Source organism: Streptomyces sp. NPDC003077 (assembly GCF_040611095.1).
Lineage (GTDB): Bacteria > Actinomycetota > Actinomycetes > Streptomycetales > Streptomycetaceae > Streptomyces.
Map to the genome: position 1 here is coordinate 15,338 of NZ_JBEXNM010000004.1, position 18,470 is coordinate 33,807.

The 18,470-nt window shown below is 73.3% G+C and carries 16 protein-coding genes and 1 pseudogene; 8 read left to right on the plus strand and 9 right to left on the minus strand.

Going from position 1 to position 18,470, the window contains the following annotated elements; translation table 11 throughout:
• Positions 1-13: 13 nt before the first annotated feature.
• Positions 14-202 (minus strand): ribbon-helix-helix protein, CopG family, encoded by a 189-nt coding sequence (locus ABZX96_RS04050; RefSeq protein ID WP_355537445.1) that lies wholly within the window; start codon positions 200-202, stop codon positions 14-16.
• 127 nt (positions 203-329) lie between these two features.
• Here ABZX96_RS04050 and ABZX96_RS04055 point away from each other — a divergent pair, with 127 nt between their 5' ends.
• Both ABZX96_RS04055 and ABZX96_RS04060 read left to right on the plus strand, forming a co-directional pair.
• Positions 330-767 (plus strand): MarR family transcriptional regulator, encoded by a 438-nt coding sequence (locus tag ABZX96_RS04055; protein ID WP_355537448.1) that lies wholly within the window; start codon positions 330-332, stop codon positions 765-767.
• Between the two features lie 29 nt (positions 768-796).
• Entirely contained in the window at positions 797-2,461 is a 1,665-nt protein-coding gene (locus ABZX96_RS04060) for an MFS transporter (protein ID WP_355537451.1), read from the plus strand.
• 156 nt (positions 2,462-2,617) lie between these two features.
• Here the strand turns inward: ABZX96_RS04060 and ABZX96_RS04065 are convergent, their stop codons facing one another.
• Together ABZX96_RS04065 and ABZX96_RS04070 are read right to left on the minus strand one after the other, a co-directional pair.
• Positions 2,618-3,001: a fic family toxin-antitoxin system, toxin component gene (locus tag ABZX96_RS04065; protein WP_355537454.1), complete on the minus strand. Its 384-nt coding sequence runs from the start codon at positions 2,999-3,001 to the stop codon at positions 2,618-2,620.
• Positions 2,998-3,327, minus strand: coding sequence for a hypothetical protein (locus tag ABZX96_RS04070; RefSeq protein WP_355537457.1), 330 nt, complete (start codon positions 3,325-3,327; stop codon positions 2,998-3,000). The genes ABZX96_RS04065 and ABZX96_RS04070 overlap by 4 nt, the downstream gene beginning before the upstream one ends.
• A gap of 153 nt (positions 3,328-3,480) precedes the next feature.
• On the opposite strand from ABZX96_RS04070, the gene thpR reads away from it, so the two are divergent.
• Positions 3,481-4,047, plus strand: coding sequence for an RNA 2',3'-cyclic phosphodiesterase (gene thpR / locus ABZX96_RS04075; RefSeq protein WP_355537460.1), 567 nt, complete (start codon positions 3,481-3,483; stop codon positions 4,045-4,047).
• Positions 4,048-4,369: 322 nt separating this feature from the next.
• Here thpR and ABZX96_RS04080 read toward each other — a convergent pair whose 3' ends face one another.
• The 3 genes from ABZX96_RS04080 to ABZX96_RS04090 form a co-directional block, all read right to left on the minus strand.
• Entirely contained in the window at positions 4,370-5,167 is a 798-nt protein-coding gene (locus ABZX96_RS04080; RefSeq protein ID WP_355537463.1) for a GAF and ANTAR domain-containing protein, read from the minus strand.
• 1 nt (position 5,168) lies between these two features.
• Complete coding sequence (locus ABZX96_RS04085; RefSeq protein WP_355537466.1) at positions 5,169-5,987, minus strand: GAF and ANTAR domain-containing protein; 819 nt, start codon at positions 5,985-5,987, stop codon at positions 5,169-5,171.
• 131 nt (positions 5,988-6,118) lie between these two features.
• Positions 6,119-6,820, minus strand: a complete 702-nt coding sequence (locus ABZX96_RS04090; protein ID WP_355537469.1) for a GDSL-type esterase/lipase family protein — start codon at positions 6,818-6,820, stop codon at positions 6,119-6,121.
• A 169-nt stretch (positions 6,821-6,989) separates the two neighbouring features.
• Between ABZX96_RS04090 and ABZX96_RS04095 the strand changes: the two genes are divergently transcribed.
• Positions 6,990-8,030 carry a hypothetical protein gene (locus ABZX96_RS04095; protein WP_355537472.1) on the plus strand — a complete coding sequence of 347 codons (1,041 nt, stop codon included), beginning with the start codon at positions 6,990-6,992 and terminating at the stop codon, positions 8,028-8,030.
• A 75-nt stretch (positions 8,031-8,105) separates the two neighbouring features.
• Here ABZX96_RS04095 and ABZX96_RS04100 read toward each other — a convergent pair whose 3' ends face one another.
• Positions 8,106-9,050, minus strand: coding sequence for a TetR/AcrR family transcriptional regulator (locus tag ABZX96_RS04100; RefSeq protein ID WP_355537475.1), 945 nt, complete (start codon positions 9,048-9,050; stop codon positions 8,106-8,108).
• Positions 9,051-9,136: 86 nt separating this feature from the next.
• On the opposite strand from ABZX96_RS04100, the pseudogene ABZX96_RS04105 reads away from it, so the two are divergent.
• Together ABZX96_RS04105 and ABZX96_RS04110 are read left to right on the plus strand one after the other, a co-directional pair.
• Positions 9,137-10,084, plus strand: a pseudogene (locus ABZX96_RS04105) (ATP-binding cassette domain-containing protein); the annotation flags it as partial.
• A 275-nt stretch (positions 10,085-10,359) separates the two neighbouring features.
• Positions 10,360-11,235, plus strand: coding sequence for an ABC transporter permease (locus tag ABZX96_RS04110; protein WP_355537478.1), 876 nt, complete (start codon positions 10,360-10,362; stop codon positions 11,233-11,235).
• Positions 11,236-11,343: 108 nt separating this feature from the next.
• Here the strand turns inward: ABZX96_RS04110 and serC are convergent, their stop codons facing one another.
• Together serC and ABZX96_RS04120 are read right to left on the minus strand one after the other, a co-directional pair.
• The gene (gene serC, locus ABZX96_RS04115; RefSeq protein WP_355537481.1) at positions 11,344-12,462 is read right to left on the minus strand and encodes a phosphoserine transaminase; all 1,119 of its coding nucleotides are present in this window, start codon (positions 12,460-12,462) and stop codon (positions 11,344-11,346) included.
• Between the two features lie 10 nt (positions 12,463-12,472).
• The gene (locus ABZX96_RS04120; protein WP_355537484.1) at positions 12,473-13,651 is read right to left on the minus strand and encodes a WYL domain-containing protein; all 1,179 of its coding nucleotides are present in this window, start codon (positions 13,649-13,651) and stop codon (positions 12,473-12,475) included.
• Positions 13,652-13,808: 157 nt separating this feature from the next.
• Here ABZX96_RS04120 and hemC point away from each other — a divergent pair, with 157 nt between their 5' ends.
• Both hemC and ABZX96_RS04130 read left to right on the plus strand, forming a co-directional pair.
• A complete protein-coding gene (gene hemC / locus ABZX96_RS04125) occupies positions 13,809-14,744 on the plus strand; it encodes a hydroxymethylbilane synthase (RefSeq protein ID WP_355537487.1) in 936 nt (311 codons plus the stop codon).
• 200 nt (positions 14,745-14,944) lie between these two features.
• The gene (locus ABZX96_RS04130) at positions 14,945-18,001 is read left to right on the plus strand and encodes an FAD-binding and (Fe-S)-binding domain-containing protein (protein WP_355537490.1); all 3,057 of its coding nucleotides are present in this window, start codon (positions 14,945-14,947) and stop codon (positions 17,999-18,001) included.
• Positions 18,002-18,470 lie beyond the last annotated feature (469 nt).

Below are 18,470 nucleotides of genomic sequence, written 5' to 3' on the forward strand. Positions count from 1 at the left end.
AACGACGGCAGCTTCACAGGGGCGGAGTCGTGTAGAAGCGCTCCGTCTCGTCGACCGACGTCTTGAAGCGCTGGTCGAAGTCATCGCGGATGAGCGTCCGGACCACGTAGTCCTGGACGCTCATTCCGCGTTTGGCGGCGTGCTGCCGCAGGCGCTCCAGCAACTCCCCGTCCACGCGCAGGCTGAGCACTTCCGATCCCATGAGGACCACGCTCCCCCCGCAAGGCAGCCAGGTGGGCCGATTTTCCCTGCGTCCTCACCCGTACGGGTGAGGCGAACGTGTCGGTATTGGCTGTCTTTAGAAAAGGTAATGAGTTATGCTAACGAACATGCCGGAACTGTCCAGCCGTGACGACGACGCCGCGGTGAACGCCCTGCGGGCCGCCGTGATGCGCCTGTCCCGCCGACTCAAGCACCAACGGGTCGACGAGTCGCTGACCCCCACCGAAATGGCGGTGCTCGGCACCCTGGCCCGGTGCGGTCGCGCCACCCCGAGCGAGCTGGCCCGCAAGGAGCACGTCCAGCCGCCGTCGATGACCCGCATCGTGGCGATGCTGGAGGCCAAGGGACTCGTCCGGCTGGAGCCGCACCCCGAGGACCGCCGGCAGAAGGTCGTCACCCAGACCGAGGAAGCCGAGGCGATGCTCGAAGAGAGCCGTCGCAAGCGCAACGCCTGGCTGGCCGAGCTGGCCGCCGGGCTGGACGAGGAGGAGTGGGCCGTGCTGCGGACCGCCGCCCCCGTCCTGGAGAAACTCGCACAGCTATAGCGCCCGAGCGCCGAGGAGGCGAACCCACTTTGAGTACGGGAACCGGAGCAGACTCCGCCCCCGCACCGAACCCCTACGACACCCCCGCCCACGGTGCCCCACGCACCCCGAACCTCCCGAGCGCCCTGCCCGCGCCCCGCCCCGCCCCCACCGCCGGGACCGAGCGCTCCTTTGGCGCACCGCACGCCACCTCCGGCGAGGCCTCGCACACCGCCTCGGACGAGGGCTCGCACGCCTCCCCGGGCGACGGTGACGGCGAGACCGCGTCCCGCACCACCCCGGACGAGGGCTCCGGTACCGCCTCCGAGGACGACATACGCCGGACGGCCCAGGGCCGTCCCACCCCCGACGGCGGCCCCGCCGCCACCCCGGCCCCCCGCAAGCGCGGCACCGGCACCTTCAGCTCCCTCAGGATCCGCAACTACCGCCTGTTCGCCACCGGCCAGGTGCTCTCCAACACCGGCACCTGGATGCAGCGGGTCGCCCAGGACTGGCTGGTGCTCTCCCTCACCGGTTCCTCGGCCGCCGTCGGCATCACCACGGCGCTCCAGTTCCTCCCGATGCTGCTGTTCGGCCTGTACGGCGGTGTGATCGCCGACCGGGTCTCCAAGCGCAAGCTGCTGCTGTTCACGCAGGCGGCGATGGGCCTGACCGGCCTGTTCCTGGCCGCCGTCACGCTGTCCGGACACGTCCAGGTGTGGCACGTCTACGCGATGGCGTTCGTGCTCGGCCTGATCACGGTGGTGGACAACCCGGCGCGGCAGGCGTTCGTCGTCGAGATGGTCGGCCCCGACGACCTGCGCAACGCCGTCAGCCTGAACTCCGCCAACTTCCAGTCCGCCCGCCTCGTCGGCCCGGCCGTCGCCGGCGTGCTGATCACGGCGGTGGGCAGCGGATGGGCCTTCCTCCTCAACGGCCTGTCCTTCGTCGCGCCCCTCGCCGGACTGCTGATGATGCGGACGAGCGAACTGCACAAGGTCGAGCGGGTGCCGCGCGGCAAGGGCCAGCTGCGGGAGGGCCTGCGCTACGTGGCGGGCCGGCCGGACCTGATCTGGCCGATCGTGCTGGTGGGCTTCATCGGCACCTTCGGGTTCAACTTCCCCGTCTGGCTGACCGCCTTCTCGGACCAGATCTTCCACGCCGACGCCGGTACGTACGCGCTGCTCAACACCCTCATGGCGGTGGGTTCGCTGGCGGGCGCGCTGCTCGCGGCCCGGCGCGGCAACTCGCGGCTGCGGCTGCTGGTGGGCTCGGCGCTGCTGTTCGGCGCCCTGGAGATCGTCGCCGCGATGTCGCCGTCGTTCTGGCTGTTCGCCCTCCTGCTCGTGCTGATCGGCATGTTCGGCCTGACGATCAACGTCACGGCGAATTCGAGCGTGCAGATGGCGACCGACCCGGCGATGCGCGGCCGGGTGATGAGCCTGTTCATGATGGTCTTCATGGGCGGTACGCCGCTGGGCGCCCCGCTGGTCGGCTGGATCACCGACGCGTACGGGGCCCGGGTCGGCTTCCTGGCGGGCGGTGTGGTCTCCATGGCCGCCGCGGCCGGGGTCGGCCTGATGCTGGCCCGGGTCGGCGGCCTGCGCCTGAAGATCGACCTGCGGCGGGGGCAGCCGCACGTGGCCTTCGTCCCCAAGGTGTCCCAGGACGCGTCCCGGAACGCCACGGAGGAACGGCTCGCGGCGGCGGCGTGAGGGCGGGGCCCGGCCCCCATAGGAACCCCGTTCCTGGGAACCCCGGTCCTCGCGGGCCGCTGATGGCCCCGGACACGCTGATGCCCCGGCCGTCGGACAGCACCGATGGCCGGGGCACCTGCTATCTGCTCGAACCGCCCCTCAGCCCCGCGCCCCTCAAGGGGCCTCGGGCCGGGCCCACCGCGTGAGCCGTTCGGCGACGGCCCGTACCCCCGCGGCGCCCGGCTCCACGGAGGCGAGCAGCGCGCGCAGCTCGTCCGGCCGGGGCCGGATGTGCAGGCCGTTCGCCGCCAGGAAGGCCCGGGCGGCGCCGAACCCGAGCATCCTGTTGCCGTGCTCCAGCGGGCGGAGCAGCACGAGGGTCTGGAGGAGCGCGGCGGCCTTGAGCGGTGCGGAGTCGTAGACCTCGTTCCGGAACACCTCGGCCGTCGTGCGGTGGGCCGCCGCGATCAGCGCGCCGTGGTCGTGCACGCCCGGCGCACCGGGCAGCCGTCTGGCGGCCCACAGGAGCTGCCGGGCGTCGATGTGGTGGACGGTCATGTGAGGGCGGACCTCCCGTCCGGGGCGTCCGGAGGCGCGTCCGATGGCGAGCCGCCCGGCGGTGCGCCATCCGGCGGTGCGCCATCCGGCGGTGTGCCGTCCGTCGACGTGCCGTCCGTCGACGCGCCGTCCGCCGCGTCCGCGAGCACCCCGCCGTACAGCGCCAGCGTCTGGGCGAACGCCTGCTGGAAGCGGTCCTCGAACTCCGTTCTCCGCAGGGTCGTGACGACGAACTCCTGCATCGTCATCCCGCGCTCGGCGGCCCGTGCCTTGACCGATTCGAGAGTCTCGCTGTCTATGCGCACGCTGAGCATCCTGGTGGCCATGCGGTTATGTTTGCGGCTTGTCTGCGCAGGCCAAAGCGGAAGTTCACGTTCGGGTGGACGCTGATGGAAAGAGATCGGGAAGTGCCGTCAGGCAGACCTCCGGTGCCTTTCCGATGCCTTTCCGGTGATCGAAGAGCGCGGCAGACTGATCGCATGAGACTCTTCGCGGCCGTCCTCCCGCCCGACGCGTGCGCGGCGGAGCTGGCCGGGGCGGTGACCCGGCTCCGCCGGCTGCCCGGCGCGGACGACCTGCGCTGGACCGGGCAGGACGGCTGGCACTTCACGCTCGCGTTCTTCGGCGAGGTCCCGGACGACGTGCTGCCCGGCCTCCGCGAGCGGCTGGCCCGGGCCGCCCGCCGGCACCCGCCCTACCCGCTGCGGCTCGCGGGCGGCGGCCGGTTCTCCGACCGGGTGCTGTGGGCCGGGGCCGAGGGCGATCGGGCGGCCATGCGCGGGCTCGCCGGCTCGGTGGCGGCCGGTGCGCGCCGGGCCGGGGTGGCGATGGACCAGCACGTCTCGTACACCCCGCACCTCACCCTCGCCCGGAGCCGGACGGGCGCGGTGGACCTGAAGCCGTTCGTGGCGGAGCTGGCCGGGTTCCGGAGCGCGGAGTGGACGGTGGCGGAGCTGGTGCTCGTCCGCAGCAACCTGCCGCCCGGCGGGGCGCCCGGGGCCCGTCCCCGCTACGAGACGGTGGCGGGCTGGCCGCTGGGACGCTGAGGCGTCCGGTTACGCTCGATGACGTGGACCCCAAAACCCGGAACCGGATCATGTCCGGCCTTTTCGCCCTGCTGCTCGTCGTCGTGATCGTGGCGGCGGCCCTGCGCTGACGCGTCCGCACGGAGCCGACCGGGGCCGTGCGGAGGGTGCGAGCCGGGGTCGTACGGAGCCAATCGGGGTCGTACGGCGCGAACCAGGATCGTACGGCGCGAACCAGGATCGTACGGACAGCGCGCGGAGCACCGGACGGACCACCGCGCGGGCTCCCGCCCCAGCCCGAAAGCAGTCGCCCCGAACCGTCACCCCCGAACCGGTCACCCGCTCAGCCGCGCCCCCGCTCGGACCCCCCGCGCCGCCCGTCTCCGGATCGAAGGTCCCCGGTTCGCGCGTCCCCGGATCGCCCCACCACGGCCTCCAGGCGCAGGGTCCGCTGGACGAGCCCCTCGGCGACGTCGGCCAACCGGACGTGATGGCTCTGGGCGTAGTGCCGCAGGATCACCCCGGCCTCCGCGACCGGGACCCGCGCGTACTCGGCGATCATGCCCTTGGCGATGTCGAGCGTGCCCTTGACCGCGATGGCGCTCTGCGTGCGGGTCAGGATGTCCTCGGGCCGGGTGGGCTCGCTCGACCAGTGCAGCAGGGCCAGCGCGGCGACGTCGGCGAGCGCCTGGGCGAGCCGCTCGTCCTCAGGGGCCAGCGGTCCCGGCCGGGTGCGGAAGAGGCCCAGCGTGCCGATCGTCCGCTCGTGCAGCCGCAGCGGCAGGGCGTGCACCGCCCGGAAGCCCGCGTCGAGGGCGAAGGGCGCCAGCCCCGGCCAGCGGTCCCGCTCCCGTGTCAGGTCGTCGACGTCGACGCGGTGACCGGCGTGGTAGCAGTCGACGCACGGCCCGACACCGGCGTGCAACTGCAGCAGCTCCATGAGGGCGGCCTCGTCGGAGGAGACACCCATGGTGCGCAACCGCCCCCGTCCGTCGGCCATCAGGACGCCGGCCGCGTCGGTGTCGAGCAGGGTCACGCAATGGCTGACGAGGCGGTGGAAGAGCCCGAGCGGATCGAAGTCGTCCGCGAGGGTGTCCGCCAGCTGGACGAACGCCTCGGTGAGCTGCTGTTCCCGACCCATGTCAGTCTCCTGTTCCCAGACCTGAGTCACTGTCGTGAAAGGCGATTCTCCGGTCGATGATGTCCCGGGCGATCTCGGTCGCGGTCCTCCCGAGCGCGAAGGCGCGCGCCCGGATCCTGGCCAGGGCGTCCTCGGCGCTCAGGTCGAGCTGCACCATGACCATCCCGACCGCCTGGTGCACCTCCTCGTGGCCGGCCTCCGCGGTTTCCAGCCACCGGGCGGTCTCGTCCGGTCCCACGGGCTGGTCGTGGTTCATGCCGAGGACGACGAGGGTGACGGCGTCCGCGATCATCAACGCGGTCCGCACCTTGGCCGCGCTCAGGGCCCCGGTCTTGGTGCTGTAGAGGTCCAGCGTGCCCAGGGCCGTGGTGGCGGTGCCGAGCGGCATGGAGAACACCGCCTCGACGCCCTTCTGCACGGCCTGCCGGGCGAACATGGGCCACCGCTGCGGGTCCGGGCCGCCGAGGAGGTCCGGGGCGAACACCGGGGCGGCCAGCGCTCCGGCCTGGAGGCAGGGCCCCTCGCCGAGCGTGTACTGGAGCTCGGCCAGTTCTGCCGCGACGTTGTCGGTGGCGCACAGGGTTATTCGTACGTCACCGCCGGAGACGACGGAGATCGACGCCCCGGAAACCGGCAGCAGCCGGGGGCAGGCCGCGCACAGCCGCGCCGGGACCTGCTCGGGCGGCACGCCCCGCATGGTGGCGGTCAGCTCCCGCGCGACTTCCGCCTGCTCGTTCATCCGGTCCTCGGACGCCCGGCGGTATCCGCCACCGTGCAGGAAGTCGTCGCCGTGGTCGGGATCGGTCTGCACGGAACTCACCCCTGTCTGTGGGTCTCCCTGCCATGGTTCGGCATCGGGTCCGATAGGGCCCGCGCACCGGCCCGTGCGGGTGGCGCCGAGCAGGCCGGGTACGAGCCATGTGCCCGGACGATACGCCGTATCCTGCCTGATCAGGCGAGTGCACCCGACTCCGCGGGCAGGTACGGCCCGCCGACCCCCCACCCCTGGTGCAGGGCGTCCGCGAACGCCGCCGCGATCCGGTGCTCCCCCGAGGGCGAGGGGTGGGTGCCGTCGTACGTGTCCCGGTCCAGGTCGTAGTCCGGGGGAGGGGACGCGAGCAGCAGCGGGGAGGACGCGGTGTCGAGATCGGCGACGGTCTTGGCGAGGAGTTCGTTGAACCGCGCGCATTCGGCGCCGAAGGGCTCGTCCGTCCACGCCCGTATGTTGGGGATCACCGGCATCAGGACGGCGCGGACGCGGGCGTTGCCCTCCCTGGCCGCCGTGACGAAGCGGCGGACGTTCTCGGCGGTCTGCTCGGCGTTGGTGTAGAAGCCCAGGTCGATGAGGCCGAGGGAGACCAGCAGCGTGTCGGCCCGGTGCTCGCGCACCGCGTCGCCGATCAGCGGTGCCATGTGCAACCAGCCCTCTCCCCACCCGGCGAGGTGCCGGCGGGCCGCCTCGGGGAAGGCGGCGTCGGCGTAGTCGTACGAGACGGCGGCGTCCGCGTGCGGCGCGTACAGGGCGTCGCGCGGGCCGACGATCCGGTACGGGCCGCCGTAGGTCCGGTTCAGGTGCGACCACATGCGATAACGCCAGGTGAAGTCGCCGGCGCTGCCGATGGTCATGCTGTCGCCGACGAAGAGGATCCGCATGCGGACATGATGACGGACGGGCGTTACCGGCCGGTACGGGGGCCTGGGCGCCCGTCGTGAGCGTGTGCGCCGGTCGGCTCCCCTCCGCCGCTCCCTCTGTCCCCCCGTCCCTCCGCCTCCGTCCTCCCGTCCCGCCAACCCGCCGTCCCCCGGATGGCAGGCTTGGCGCATGCGATCGCTACTGTGCGCGGCCGGTGCCGCGGGAGTCCTGCTGCTGCCGGCCGCCGCCCCCGCGTTGGCCGCCCCCGCGTCGTCCGCCGCTGCCGCCGACGACGCGGGCTTCACGATCGAGGACCCCCGGATCACCGAGTCCAGCGGCCTGGCCGCCAGCCGCGCCCACCCCGGCGTCTACTGGACCCACAACGACAGCGACGACGGCCCGTACGTCTACGCCGTGGACGGCCGCACCGGACGGACGGTGGCCACCATCACCCTGGGCGGCATAGGCGCGCCGCGTGACGTGGAGGCGATCTCCGTCGGCCCCGACGGCGACGTGTACGTCGGCGACATCGGCGACAACCTCGGCGGCACCTGGAAGAACGTCTGGATCTACCGCTTCCGCGAACCGGCCGACCTGCGCGACCAGACCGTCCGGGCCACCCAGTACACCGCCACCTACGCCGACGGCCCGCGCGACGCGGAGGCGCTGATGGTGCACCCCAAGACGGGGCGGGTCTACATCGCCAGCAAGAAGAAGACCGGCGGCGCGCTGTACGAGGGACCGGCGCACCTTTCTCCGGACGGCGGCGGCATCGTCTTCCGCAAGGTGCGCGACGTCGACCTGTGGGTCACCGACGGGGCCTTCTCGCCGGACGGGACGCGGCTGGTGCTGCGCGGCTACTTCGGCGCCCGGATGTACCGATGGTCGGACGAGACGGCGCGGGACCTCGGCCAGGTGGACGTGCCGTTGCAGATCCAGGGCGAGTCGGTCACCTTCACGCCGGACGGCCGGACGCTGCTGTACGGGTCGGAGGGCGAGGGCAGCAGGGTGCAGCCGGTGGAGCCCAAGGGGGAGCAGCTCCCGGAGAACGCGGCGAAGGACGGGAACGCGGGGAAGGACGGCGGCGCGACGACCGGCCCGAGCGGCGCGCAGGGCAAGGACGCGGGGGACGGGGACGGCCTGCGCGGCCCGGCCCTGTGGGCGGTGCTGGCCGCGGCGGGGGCCGTCCTGGTGGGGATGGCGGTACGGAAGGTGCTGCGGCGGGGGTGAGGGGGAGCGCTGACGAGGTCTCTCCAGGGTGGGAGCCCCACCCTAGGGTGAGCGGCGCCGTGCGGGGAGCCTCGTTCAGCTCTCCTTCACGTCCGGCTTCTGGGCGGGCTTCCCGTCAGGCTCCTCGGCGGGCTTCCCGGTCCGCTCGCGCTCCTGACAGAGGCCTCCCGTCCGCTCACGCTCCTCGCCGAGATCTCCCGTCCGCTCACCCTCCTCGGCCGGGGCGCCGAGATCGGCCGCGCCTTCCCCCCGGCCCTCGCCGAGCTGCCTGCCCCGTTCCTCGATGAAGCGGGCGAACCCGTCCAGAAGGCTGCGCAGGCCCAGTTCGAAGACCTCCTCGCTGCTCCCGGCGAAGGCGTCCTCGGAGAGGGCGGCCATCCGGGGGTACCGGCCGCTCGCCATGACCTCGGACAGGATCGGCTCCTGGGCCTTCCAGAAGTCCTCGTCGCTGATGCCGGTGCGCTGTTCGGCGCGGGCGGAGTTGAGCTGGGTGCGCGCGGTGCCGGTGACGAAGCCGTCCAGGGCCACCAGGACGTGCACCTTCTCCTGGTCGGTCAGGCCGGTCCCGGCCAGGCCCCCGAGGGTGAACTCCAGGCTGTCCAGCGCGTTGGGCCCCAGCAGCGGACGCGCCTGATCGACCTGGAGGAGCCACGGGTGGAGCTGGTGGAGCCGCCAGATCCCGCGTGCGGTGGTTTCCAGGACGGCGCGCCAACCCGCCGCGCCGGGGTCGGGGCGGGGGCCGTAGTCGATCCCCACGACCTCGTCGAGCATCAGGTCCAGCAGCTCGGCCTTGCCGGGGACGTACCGGTACAGGGACATCGTGCCGACGCCCAGTTCCGCGGCGACCCGGCGCATGGACAGGGCGCCGATCCCTTCGGTGTCGGCGACCGCCACCGCCGCGGTGACGATCCGGTGCAGGGTCAGGCCGGGCTTCGGCCCCCGGCTGGGCCGGTCGCCGGTGCCCCAGAGGAGCTCCAGGCTGCGCGACACATCGCCGTCGCCACTGTGTTCCGTCGTCATGATCCCCGCATCCTAAGCGGTGCCAAAAAACTGGGTACGTCGTACGCGCTTTAGGGTACGGTGTACCCAGTTTGGAAGGGGAGCCTATGAAGACGCCCGAACTCGCGGTACACGCCGAGGACTTGGTGAAGCGTTACGGAACCAAACACGCCCTGGACGGCCTCCACCTGACCGTCCACCCCGGCACCGTGCACGGCCTGCTCGGACCGAACGGCGCCGGGAAGACCACCGTCGTCCGCATCCTGGCCACCCTGCTGCGGCTGGACGGCGGACGCGCCCGGGTCGCCGGCCACGACGTGACCCGCGCACCGCGCGCGGTGCGCCGCCGCATCGGCCTGGCGGGCCAGTACGCCGCCGTGGACGAGATCCTCACCGGCCGGCAGAACCTGGAGATGTTCGGCCGGCTCTTCCACCTCGACGCGCGGCGCGCCCGCGCCCGCGCGACGGAGCTGCTGGCCCGGTTCGCCCTGACCGACGCGGCGGACAAGCAGGTCAAGGCCTACAGCGGCGGCATGCGGCGGCGGCTGGACCTGGCCTCCAGCATGATCCTCGCGCCCGACGTGCTGTTCCTGGACGAACCGACCACCGGCCTCGACCCGCGCAGCCGCAACGAGGTCTGGGAGTCGGTCCGCACCCTCGTCGCCTCGGGGACCACGGTGCTGCTCACCACCCAGTACCTGGACGAGGCGGACCAGCTGGCCGACCGGATCTCCGTCATCGACAGCGGCCGGACGATCGCCGACGACACGCCGGACGGCCTCAAACGCGACATCGGCGGGGACAGCGTCGAAGTCGTCCTGCGCACGGCGGCCGACCTGCCGCGGGCGCGGGCCGTGGTCGCCCGGGTGGCGGCGGACGGTGCGGAACCGGCGGTGGACGAGGACGAGCGACGGATCGGCGTCCCGGTCACGGACGGCGTGGCCGCGCTGACCGAGGTGGCCCGCACCCTCCAGGACGAGGGGCTGGGCGTCGCGGACATCGGCCTGCGCCGCCCGACCCTGGACGAGGTCTTCCTGCGGCTGACCGGGCACCGGGCGCAGGAGCGGCCGGGGGACGCGGCGGGCGCGGCGGACACGGCGGGTGAGGCGGGCGAGTCCGACGCGGCGGGCGAGGCGGACGCCGGGAAGCCGCCCCGCGGCGACGGTGCCGCCCCGGCGGCCCGTACGGCCTCCCGCGACGCCGGACCCGCGGCCCCTGTCACGACGACCCCGCAGGGCTCGCGGCCTCCCCAGTCCCCGGGGCGGACGACCGCGCCGCCGCACGGCAATGCCACCGCCACCGCCACCCCGAACGGAAAGGAACCCGTCGCATGACCAGCCCCGCCCCCCTGGCGGCCGGCCCGGACACGCTCACCCTGTCCGACCCCGAGCCCAAGGACCTCGCCACCGGGCCCGAGCGCCGCGCCTACTGGGCCGTCGTCGACTGCTGGACCATCGTGCGGCGCGAGCTGACCCACCTCGTCAAGCAGCCGGCCAACATCGCCTGGCAGCTCGGCTTCCCGGTGGTCTCCGTCCTCCTGTTCGTCTACGTCTTCGGCAGCGCCATGCAGGTGGGGCCGGGTGTGGACTACAAGGACTACGCCATGCCCGGCATGTTCGCGATGACCATCGCCTTCAGCTTCATGAACACCGCGGTGCTCATGGTCGTCGGCAAGGAAAAGGGCGTCATGGACCGCTTCCGCTCCATGCCGATGGCGCCGTCGGCGGTGGTCAGCGGGCGCGGGGTCGCCGACGTGATCGGCGCCGTCATGGACCTGGCGGTGCTGGTCGTGATCGCCTACTGCGTCGGCTGGCGCCCCCACGGCAGCATGCTCGCCACACTCGGCGCCTTCGGCCTGCTGATGCTGTTGCGCTTCGCGCTGACGTGGATCGGCGTCTTCCTCGGCCTGCTGGTGCCCAACCAGGAGGCGGCGGGCGGCCTGTTCGCGGTGGCCTTCCCCTTCGGGATGATCTCCAGCGTCTTCACGCCGCCGTCGATGATGCCGGACTGGCTGGGCGCGATCGCGATGTGGAACCCGGTCTCGTCGACGGCCAACGCCATCCGCGAACTGTTCGCCGGCCCGGTCACCACCGGCGACAGCTGGGTGGAACAGCACGCCGTCCTGATGGCGATCCTGTGGCCGCTCGCCCTCACGGCCGTCTTCCTGCCCCTGGCGGTCCGGCGCTACCAGCGGCTGAGCCACTGAGGCACCGGGGTGCCCCATGACGCGCGCGACCCCGGCCCCGCGTGATCGGGGGCCGGGGGCGCGCGATGTCCGCCGTGGCCCGTGTGCCGTATCGGGATCGGGCCGGGCTCAGAGCTTGTCGATCACGTAATCCACGCAGGCGGTCAGCGCCTCGACGTCCGCCGGGTCGATCGCCGGGAACATCGCGATCCGGAGCTGGTTGCGGCCCAGCTTGCGGTACGGCTCGGTGTCCACGATGCCGTTGGCGCGCAGCGCCTTGGCGACGGCCGCCGCGTCCACCTCGTCGTCGAAGTCGATGGTGCCGATGACCTGCGACCGCTTGGCCGGGTCGGCGACGAACGGGGACGCGTACTTGGAGTCCTCGGCCCACCCGTACAGCGTGCGCGCGGAGGACGCGGTGCGCTCCACGGCCCAGTCCAGGCCGCCCTGGCCGTTGATCCACTTGAGCTGCTCGTTCAGCAGGAAGAGGGTGGCCAGTGCCGGGGTGTTGTACGTCTGGTTCTTCAGCGAGTTGTCGATCGCCGTGGGCAGCGAGAAGAACTCCGGGACGTGCCGGCCGGAGGCGTGCACGGCCCGCGCGCGCTCCAGGGCGGCGGGGGAGAAGACGCCGATCCACAGGCCGCCGTCGGCGGCGAAGGACTTCTGCGGCGCGAAGTAGTAGACGTCGGTCTGCGCGATGTCCACGGGCAGGCCGCCGGCGCCGGAGGTGGCGTCCACCAGGACCAGCGCGCCCTCGTCGGCGCCCGCCACCCGCCGGATGGGCGCGGCGACACCGGTGGAGGTCTCGTTGTGGGTGAAGGCGTAGACGTCCACGCCCTGCTCGGCCCGCGGCTCCGGGTGGGTGCCCGGGTCGGAGGCGATGACGGTGGGCTCCTCCAGCCAGGGCGCGAGCTTGGCGGCCTTGGCGAACTTGGAGGAGAACTCGCCGAACGACAGGTGCTGGGACTTGCGCTCGATCAGACCGTGCGTCGCGATGTCCCAGAAGGCCGTCGACCCGCCGTTGCCGAGGACGACCTCGTACCCCTCGGGCAGCTTGAACAGGTCGCGCACGCCTTCGCGCACCGCGCCGACCAGGTTCTTGACCGGGGCCTGGCGGTGGGAGGTACCGAGGAGGGAGCTTCCGGTGGCGGCCAGGGCGTCGAGCGCCTCCGTACGCACTTTGGACGGGCCCGCGCCGAAGCGTCCGTCGGCGGGCTTGATGTCAGCGGGGATCTGGATATCAGCCACGTAGGTCAGCCTAATCTGTGGGCGGACGGCGCTCCGAGGAGAGTCCAGCCGGTGAGACGGGGGCCGCTGTGGCATGGGCACCGTAGAGCGACAGGAGAGACGCGACGGCACGGCCCAGCTCGTCGCGCACTTCAGGCGGCCCCAGCACTTCCAGCGACTCCCCGAACTGGAGCAACTGCCGAACGGCCTTCAACTCCGCGAACACGATCTCGACCGGCACCCAGGGGCCGGCACCGCCGTCCCCTTCCATCCCCTCTGCCTTCTTCTCCGTTCCTTCCGTCCCCTCCGACTGCTCCGTCTTTCCTTCCACCTCCCTCGTCCCCTTCGCCCTCTCCGTGCCTTCCACCCTGCCCGTCTCTTCCGCCTCGCCCGTCTCTTCCGCTCCCCCCGTCCCGTCCGGCCCCCCGGACACCAGCGCCCCGCCCAGGATCCGCGCGGCCATGTCCAGTCGGCTGTGCCGTATCCGCGCCCGTACCCGCACCCGGGCGGGCCGGTCCTCCACCCGGCTGCGCAGGGTGTCCCACACGTCGGCCAGCTCCACGCCCTCCCGGCGCCGTACCGGGGCGTCGGTGACGGTGGCCGAGGCCATCCGCTCCACCCGGAACAGCCGGGGCACCCCGCGCCGGTCCGCGACGAGGTACCAGGTCCCGGCCTTGGCGACGAGCCCGTACGGATCGACCGTGTACGTGCTCGGGCGGGAGTCGCCCGCGTGCCGGTAGCGGATGCGCAGCCGCCGGTCCGTGAAGACGGCGGTGTGCAGCGCGTCCAGCTCTACGGGCGGACGGGGACCGGACATCCAGCGGTCCGGATCGACCAGGATGCGGCGGCTGGTGAGCTCCGCGGCGGGACGGTGCGGAGCGGGCAGCGCGGCCATCACCTTGCGCAGCGCCGAACCGAGCGCGCCGTCCAGCCCGAGCGCGGCATGCGTCCCCTGCGCCGCCAGGACGAACAGCGCCCGGGACTCGTCACCGGTCAGCCCCGTGACGTCCGTCCGGAACCCGGGCAGCAACGCGATCCCGCCGTACCGGCCCCGCTCCGCGTACACGGGCACCCCGGACGCCGACAACGCCTCGACATCGCGGTAGATCGTACGAACGGACACCTCCAGCCGTTTGGCGAGCTCGGCGGCCGACACCCGGCCCCGCGTCTGGAGCAGCAACAGGATCGAGAGCAGACGGTCGGATTTCATCGGGGACAGTGTCGCCGCTGCCTTCGCGGAAAGGCGACGCGGACGGTGCGCCCGTCCCCGCCCCGGGCGGTTTCCGTAGCGCGGAGGGCCACCCGCCCGGCTGACATGTCGGCGTACGTACGAGGGGAAGGGGGCCCGACCCCCTACCGTGAGCCGCATGTCCACCCCTGAGCTGATCCGCATCGTCTCCCGCGACTCGCCCATGGCCCTGGCCCAAGTGGAACGCGTCCGCGCGGGCCTGGCGGCGCTGCATCCGGGGCTGCGGACGGAGGTGGTGCCGGTCAAGACCACCGGGGACAAGTGGATGGGGGACCTGGGGGCGGTGGAGGGGAAGGGGGCGTTCACCAAGGAGGTCGATGCCGCTCTCCTCGCGCACCAGGCGGACCTGGCGGTGCACTGCCTCAAGGACGTGCCCGCCGATCGGCCGCTGCCTGAGGGCACGGCCTTCGCCGCGTTTCTCGAACGGGACGACATCCGTGACGCGCTGGTCCACCCGGGCGGGCTCGGCCTCGACGAACTGCCGGCCGGGACGCGGATCGGCACCTCCTCCACGCGCCGTGCGGCGCAACTCGCCGCCTCGCACCCTCACTTGCGGTGCGTTCCGTTCCGGGGCAACGCCAACCGACGGCTGGCCAAGCTCGCCGCGGGAGAGGCCGACGCGGTGCTGCTGGCGGTGTCCGGCCTGGAGCGCATCGGCCGGGCGGAGGTGATCAGCGAGGTGCTGCCGCCCGAGGTGATGATGCCGCCGATCGGGGCGGGCATCCTGGCCCTCCAGTGCCGTGCCGACGATCAGCGCACCATCGGCACCGTCAGCGGACTCGGTGACCCGCGCACCCATCGAGAGGCCACCGCCGAACGCATGTTCCTGCACGTCCTCCAGGGCCACTGCAACTCACCCGTCGCCGGTTACGCGAGGGCGGAGCGCGACGGTGGCCTGTCCCTCCGGGCGTGCGTGTTCACGCCGGACGGCAAGCGCGTCCTCAACGCCCACGAATGGGCCGGGCCGCTGGACCCCGCCACGCTCGGCACCGCCGTCGCGGTCGCCCTCCTGCGCCAGGGAGCCCGCGAGCTGATCGACAGCATCGCGCACTGAGGGGGAGGGGCTCGCGCTGGGCCGGGTGTTGGGGGACAACGTCCATATATCGGCGGGGAGTTGGGGGCATCGGCGGTGCGTCGGCGGGGCGGGCGACCGTGCGGTCGTCGTGAAAGGCCCCGCGGCAAGGCCCGGTCTCTCGCACAGAACACCCGCGCCACCTGCTGACCGCCCCGCCCGCTCCGGGGCAGTCTGTCCCCATGGCTGATCCCAACCCCGTTCCCGGTCCCGTTTCCAACCCCGTTCCCGGTACTGGTCCCGATCCTCGCCGCACCCCCTCCGAGAAGACCGCCGCCGACGACCTCGCCCGTGCCCTGCGCCGGGCCGTCCGCGGCGAGGTGTCCGTCACCGCGGGCGACCGGGCGCTGATGACCATGGATGCGTCCAACTACCGCCGCGTGCCGCGCGCCGTGGTCGCGCCCCGTGACGCGGAGGACGTGGCGGCGGCGCTGCGGGTGTGCCGGGAGCGCGGGGTGCCGGTGGTGGCGCGGGGCGCCGGGACGTCCATCGCCGGGCAGGCGACGGGCGTCGGTGTCGTCCTGGACTTCACACGGCACATGCGGCGCGTCGTGGCGCTGGACGCGGAGGCCCGTACGGCCGTGGTGCAACCCGGTGTGGTGCTGGACGACCTGCGGGCGGCGGCGGGCGGCCACGGCCTGACCTTCGGCCCGGACCCGTCCACCCACAGCCGGTGCACGCTCGGCGGCATGATCGGCAACAACTCCTGCGGCGCGCACTCGGTGGCCTGGGGGACCACCGCAGACAATGTCTACGCCCTGGACCTGCTCACCTACGGCGGCGAACGGGTACGGGCCGGGCGCGGCACGGCGGCCCTGGACGCGCTGCCCGAGCGGCTGCGGGACGGCGTCCGGACCCTGGTGGACGGGAACCTGGCCCTGCTGCGCACCGGCTACCCCGACCTGCCGCGCCGCATCTCCGGCTACGCCCTGGACGCGCTGCTCCCCGAGCGCGGCATCGACCTCGCGCGGGCGCTCACCGGCAGTGAGGGAACGCTCGGCGTCCTCACCGAGGCGACCGTGCGGCTGGTGGACGCCCCGAAGGCCCGCGTGCTGGCCGTCCTCGGGTACCCGGACGAGTCCGCCGCGGCCGAGGCCGCCCACACCCTCCTGCCGCACCGGCCGCTGACCGTCGAGGGCATGGCCGCCGACCTGGTGCCCGGCGCCACCGGCCTGCCCAAGGGCGGCGCCTGGCTGTTCGTCGAGATGGGCGGCGACACCCCCGCGGAGGCGCGGGCGCGTGCCGAACGGCTGTGCCGGGCCGCGTCCGACGGCACGGTGGACCACGCGGTGGTCCACGACCCGGCGGGTCAGCGCGCCCTGTGGCGCGTCCGGGACGACGCGGCGGGCACCGCCACCCGCGTCCCCGCCCACGCGGGCGGCGGCGAGGCGTGGCCCGGCTGGGAGGACTGCGCGGTCCCGCCCGCCCGCCTCGGCGCCTACCTGCGGGACTTCCGCGCGCTGCTGGCGGAGTACGGGCTGCGCGGCACGCCGTACGGGCACTTCGGCGAAGGCTGCGTCCACGTACGGATCGATTTCGATCTGCTGACCGAGCCGGGCGTGGCCCGGTTCCGCGCCTTCTCGCAGGACGTGGCGGAGCTGGTGGTCGCGCACGGCGGCTCGCTGTCCGGCGAGCACGGCGACGGCCAGGCGCGCGCCGAACTGCTGCCGACGATGTACGGGGACGAACTGGTCGGCCTCTTCACGCGGTTCAAGGACCTGTGGGACCCGGCGGGCGGCCTCAACCCCGGGATGGTCGTGCGGCCCGCCCGCCTGGACGAGAACCTGCGCTTCGCGCCGCTGCCGAGGCGTCCCGTCCCGGTGGCGTTCGGGTTGCCGCACGACGGGGATGACTTCTCGGCGGCGGTCCGCCGGTGCGTCGGCGTGGCCAAGTGCCGGGAGACGGCGCCTCGTTCGGCGAGCGGCAGTGTCATGTGCCCGTCCTTCCGGGTGACGGGCGAGGAGCGGCACTCCACCCGAGGGCGCGCCCGTCTGCTGCACGAGATGCTGGCCGGCGAGGTGATCACCGACGGCTGGCGCTCGGAGGAGGTGCGGGACGCCCTCGACCTGTGCCTGTCCTGCAAGGGCTGCCGCAGCGACTGCCCGGCCGGCGTGGACATGGCCACGTACAAGGCGGAGTTCCTGCACCACCACTACGCGGGCCGCCGGCGCCCCGCCGCCCATTACTCGATGGGCTACCTACCGCTGTGGCTGCGCGCCGCCGCCCCCGCCGCCCCGGTGCTCAACGCGCTCGCCCGCACACCGCTGGCCGCCGTTGCCAAACGGCTGGGCGGCATCGCCCCTGAGCGCGATCTGCCTCGGTTGGCGTCGCCCACTTTCGTCCGGTGGTGGCGGGAGCGGCTGCGGCGGGATGAGCGCGCGGGAGGGCTCCCGGCCCGCGAAGTCCGGCTGGGCCGCGTTCTGCGGAAGGACGCGGACGGGGAGCCGGACGCCCGGGAACGGACCGCCCGGACGGTCGTCCTGTGGCCCGACACCTTCACCAACCACCTCACTCCCCAGGTCGGACGCGCCGCCGTCCGCGTGCTGGAGGCCGCCGAGTTGAATGTCGTGCTGCCGTCGTCGGGCCACCTGCCCTCGGACACGGAGGGAGCAAGAAGGATCTCCGTACTTCGCGCCGCCGGACGTCGCACGTCCCTGTGCTGCGGGCTGACCTGGGTCTCCACCGGGCAGCTCGACCGGGCCCGGAAGGTCATGCGGCGCACCGTGGACGCGCTGTGGCCGATGGTGGCGGAGGGGCTCGCGGTGGTCGTCCTGGAACCGAGCTGCGCCGCGGCCCTGCGCACCGACCTGCCGGAGCTGCTGTCCGCCGATCCGCGCGCCGCCCGGGTCGCCGCCGCCGTCCGGACCTTCGCCCAGGTCCTGGAGGAACGCGCTCCCGACTGGACGCCCCCGCGCGTCGACCGCCCCGCCGTCGGGCAGACGCACTGCCACCAGCACGCGGTCCTCGGCGACGCGGCCGAACGCCGGCTGCGCGCCCGGGCCGGGCTGACGGGCGAACTGACCGGCGGGTGCTGCGGCCTGGCGGGCAACTTCGGTTTCGAGCGGGGGCATTACGAGGTGTCCACCGCCTGCGCCGAGGAACGCCTGCTGCCCTCCCTGCGGGAGGCGGGCTCCGGCGCGGAGGTGCTCGCGGACGGGTTCTCCTGCCGCACGCAGATCGACCAGCTCGCGGGACGGCGGGCCCGGCACCTGGCGGAGGTGCTGGCGGAGCGGCTGTGAGGGGTCTCTGCCACGCGGAAATCAAGTGCCGCGTACGCGGGTCGGGCCGTAGCGTGAGCGCGTGGAACCGTCTCCCAACGAACCGAGACCTCAGGGGAACGCGCGGCCTGTCGTCGAGCCGGGGCGTCAGGGGAACGCGCGGCCTGTCGTCGAGCCGGGGTCTCAGGGGGACGCGCGGCCCGTCGTCGAGCCGGGGTCTCAGGGGGACGCGCGGCCCGTCGTCGAGCCGGGGCGTCAGGGGGACGCGCGGCCTGCCGCCGAGCCGGGGTCTCAGGGGAACGCGCGGCCCGGCACCGAACCGGCACCTCAGGGGAATGCACGCCCCGCCCTTCCGTTCCCCTGCGAGATCCTTCCCTCAGCCGAGGCCGCTGCCCCGCAGCACGTCGGCCACGCGTCCGCCGTTCCCGCGCACACCGTCCCCGCGCCTGCCGTTCCCGCGCCCGCCGTCCCCGCGCCCCCTGAAACCGTC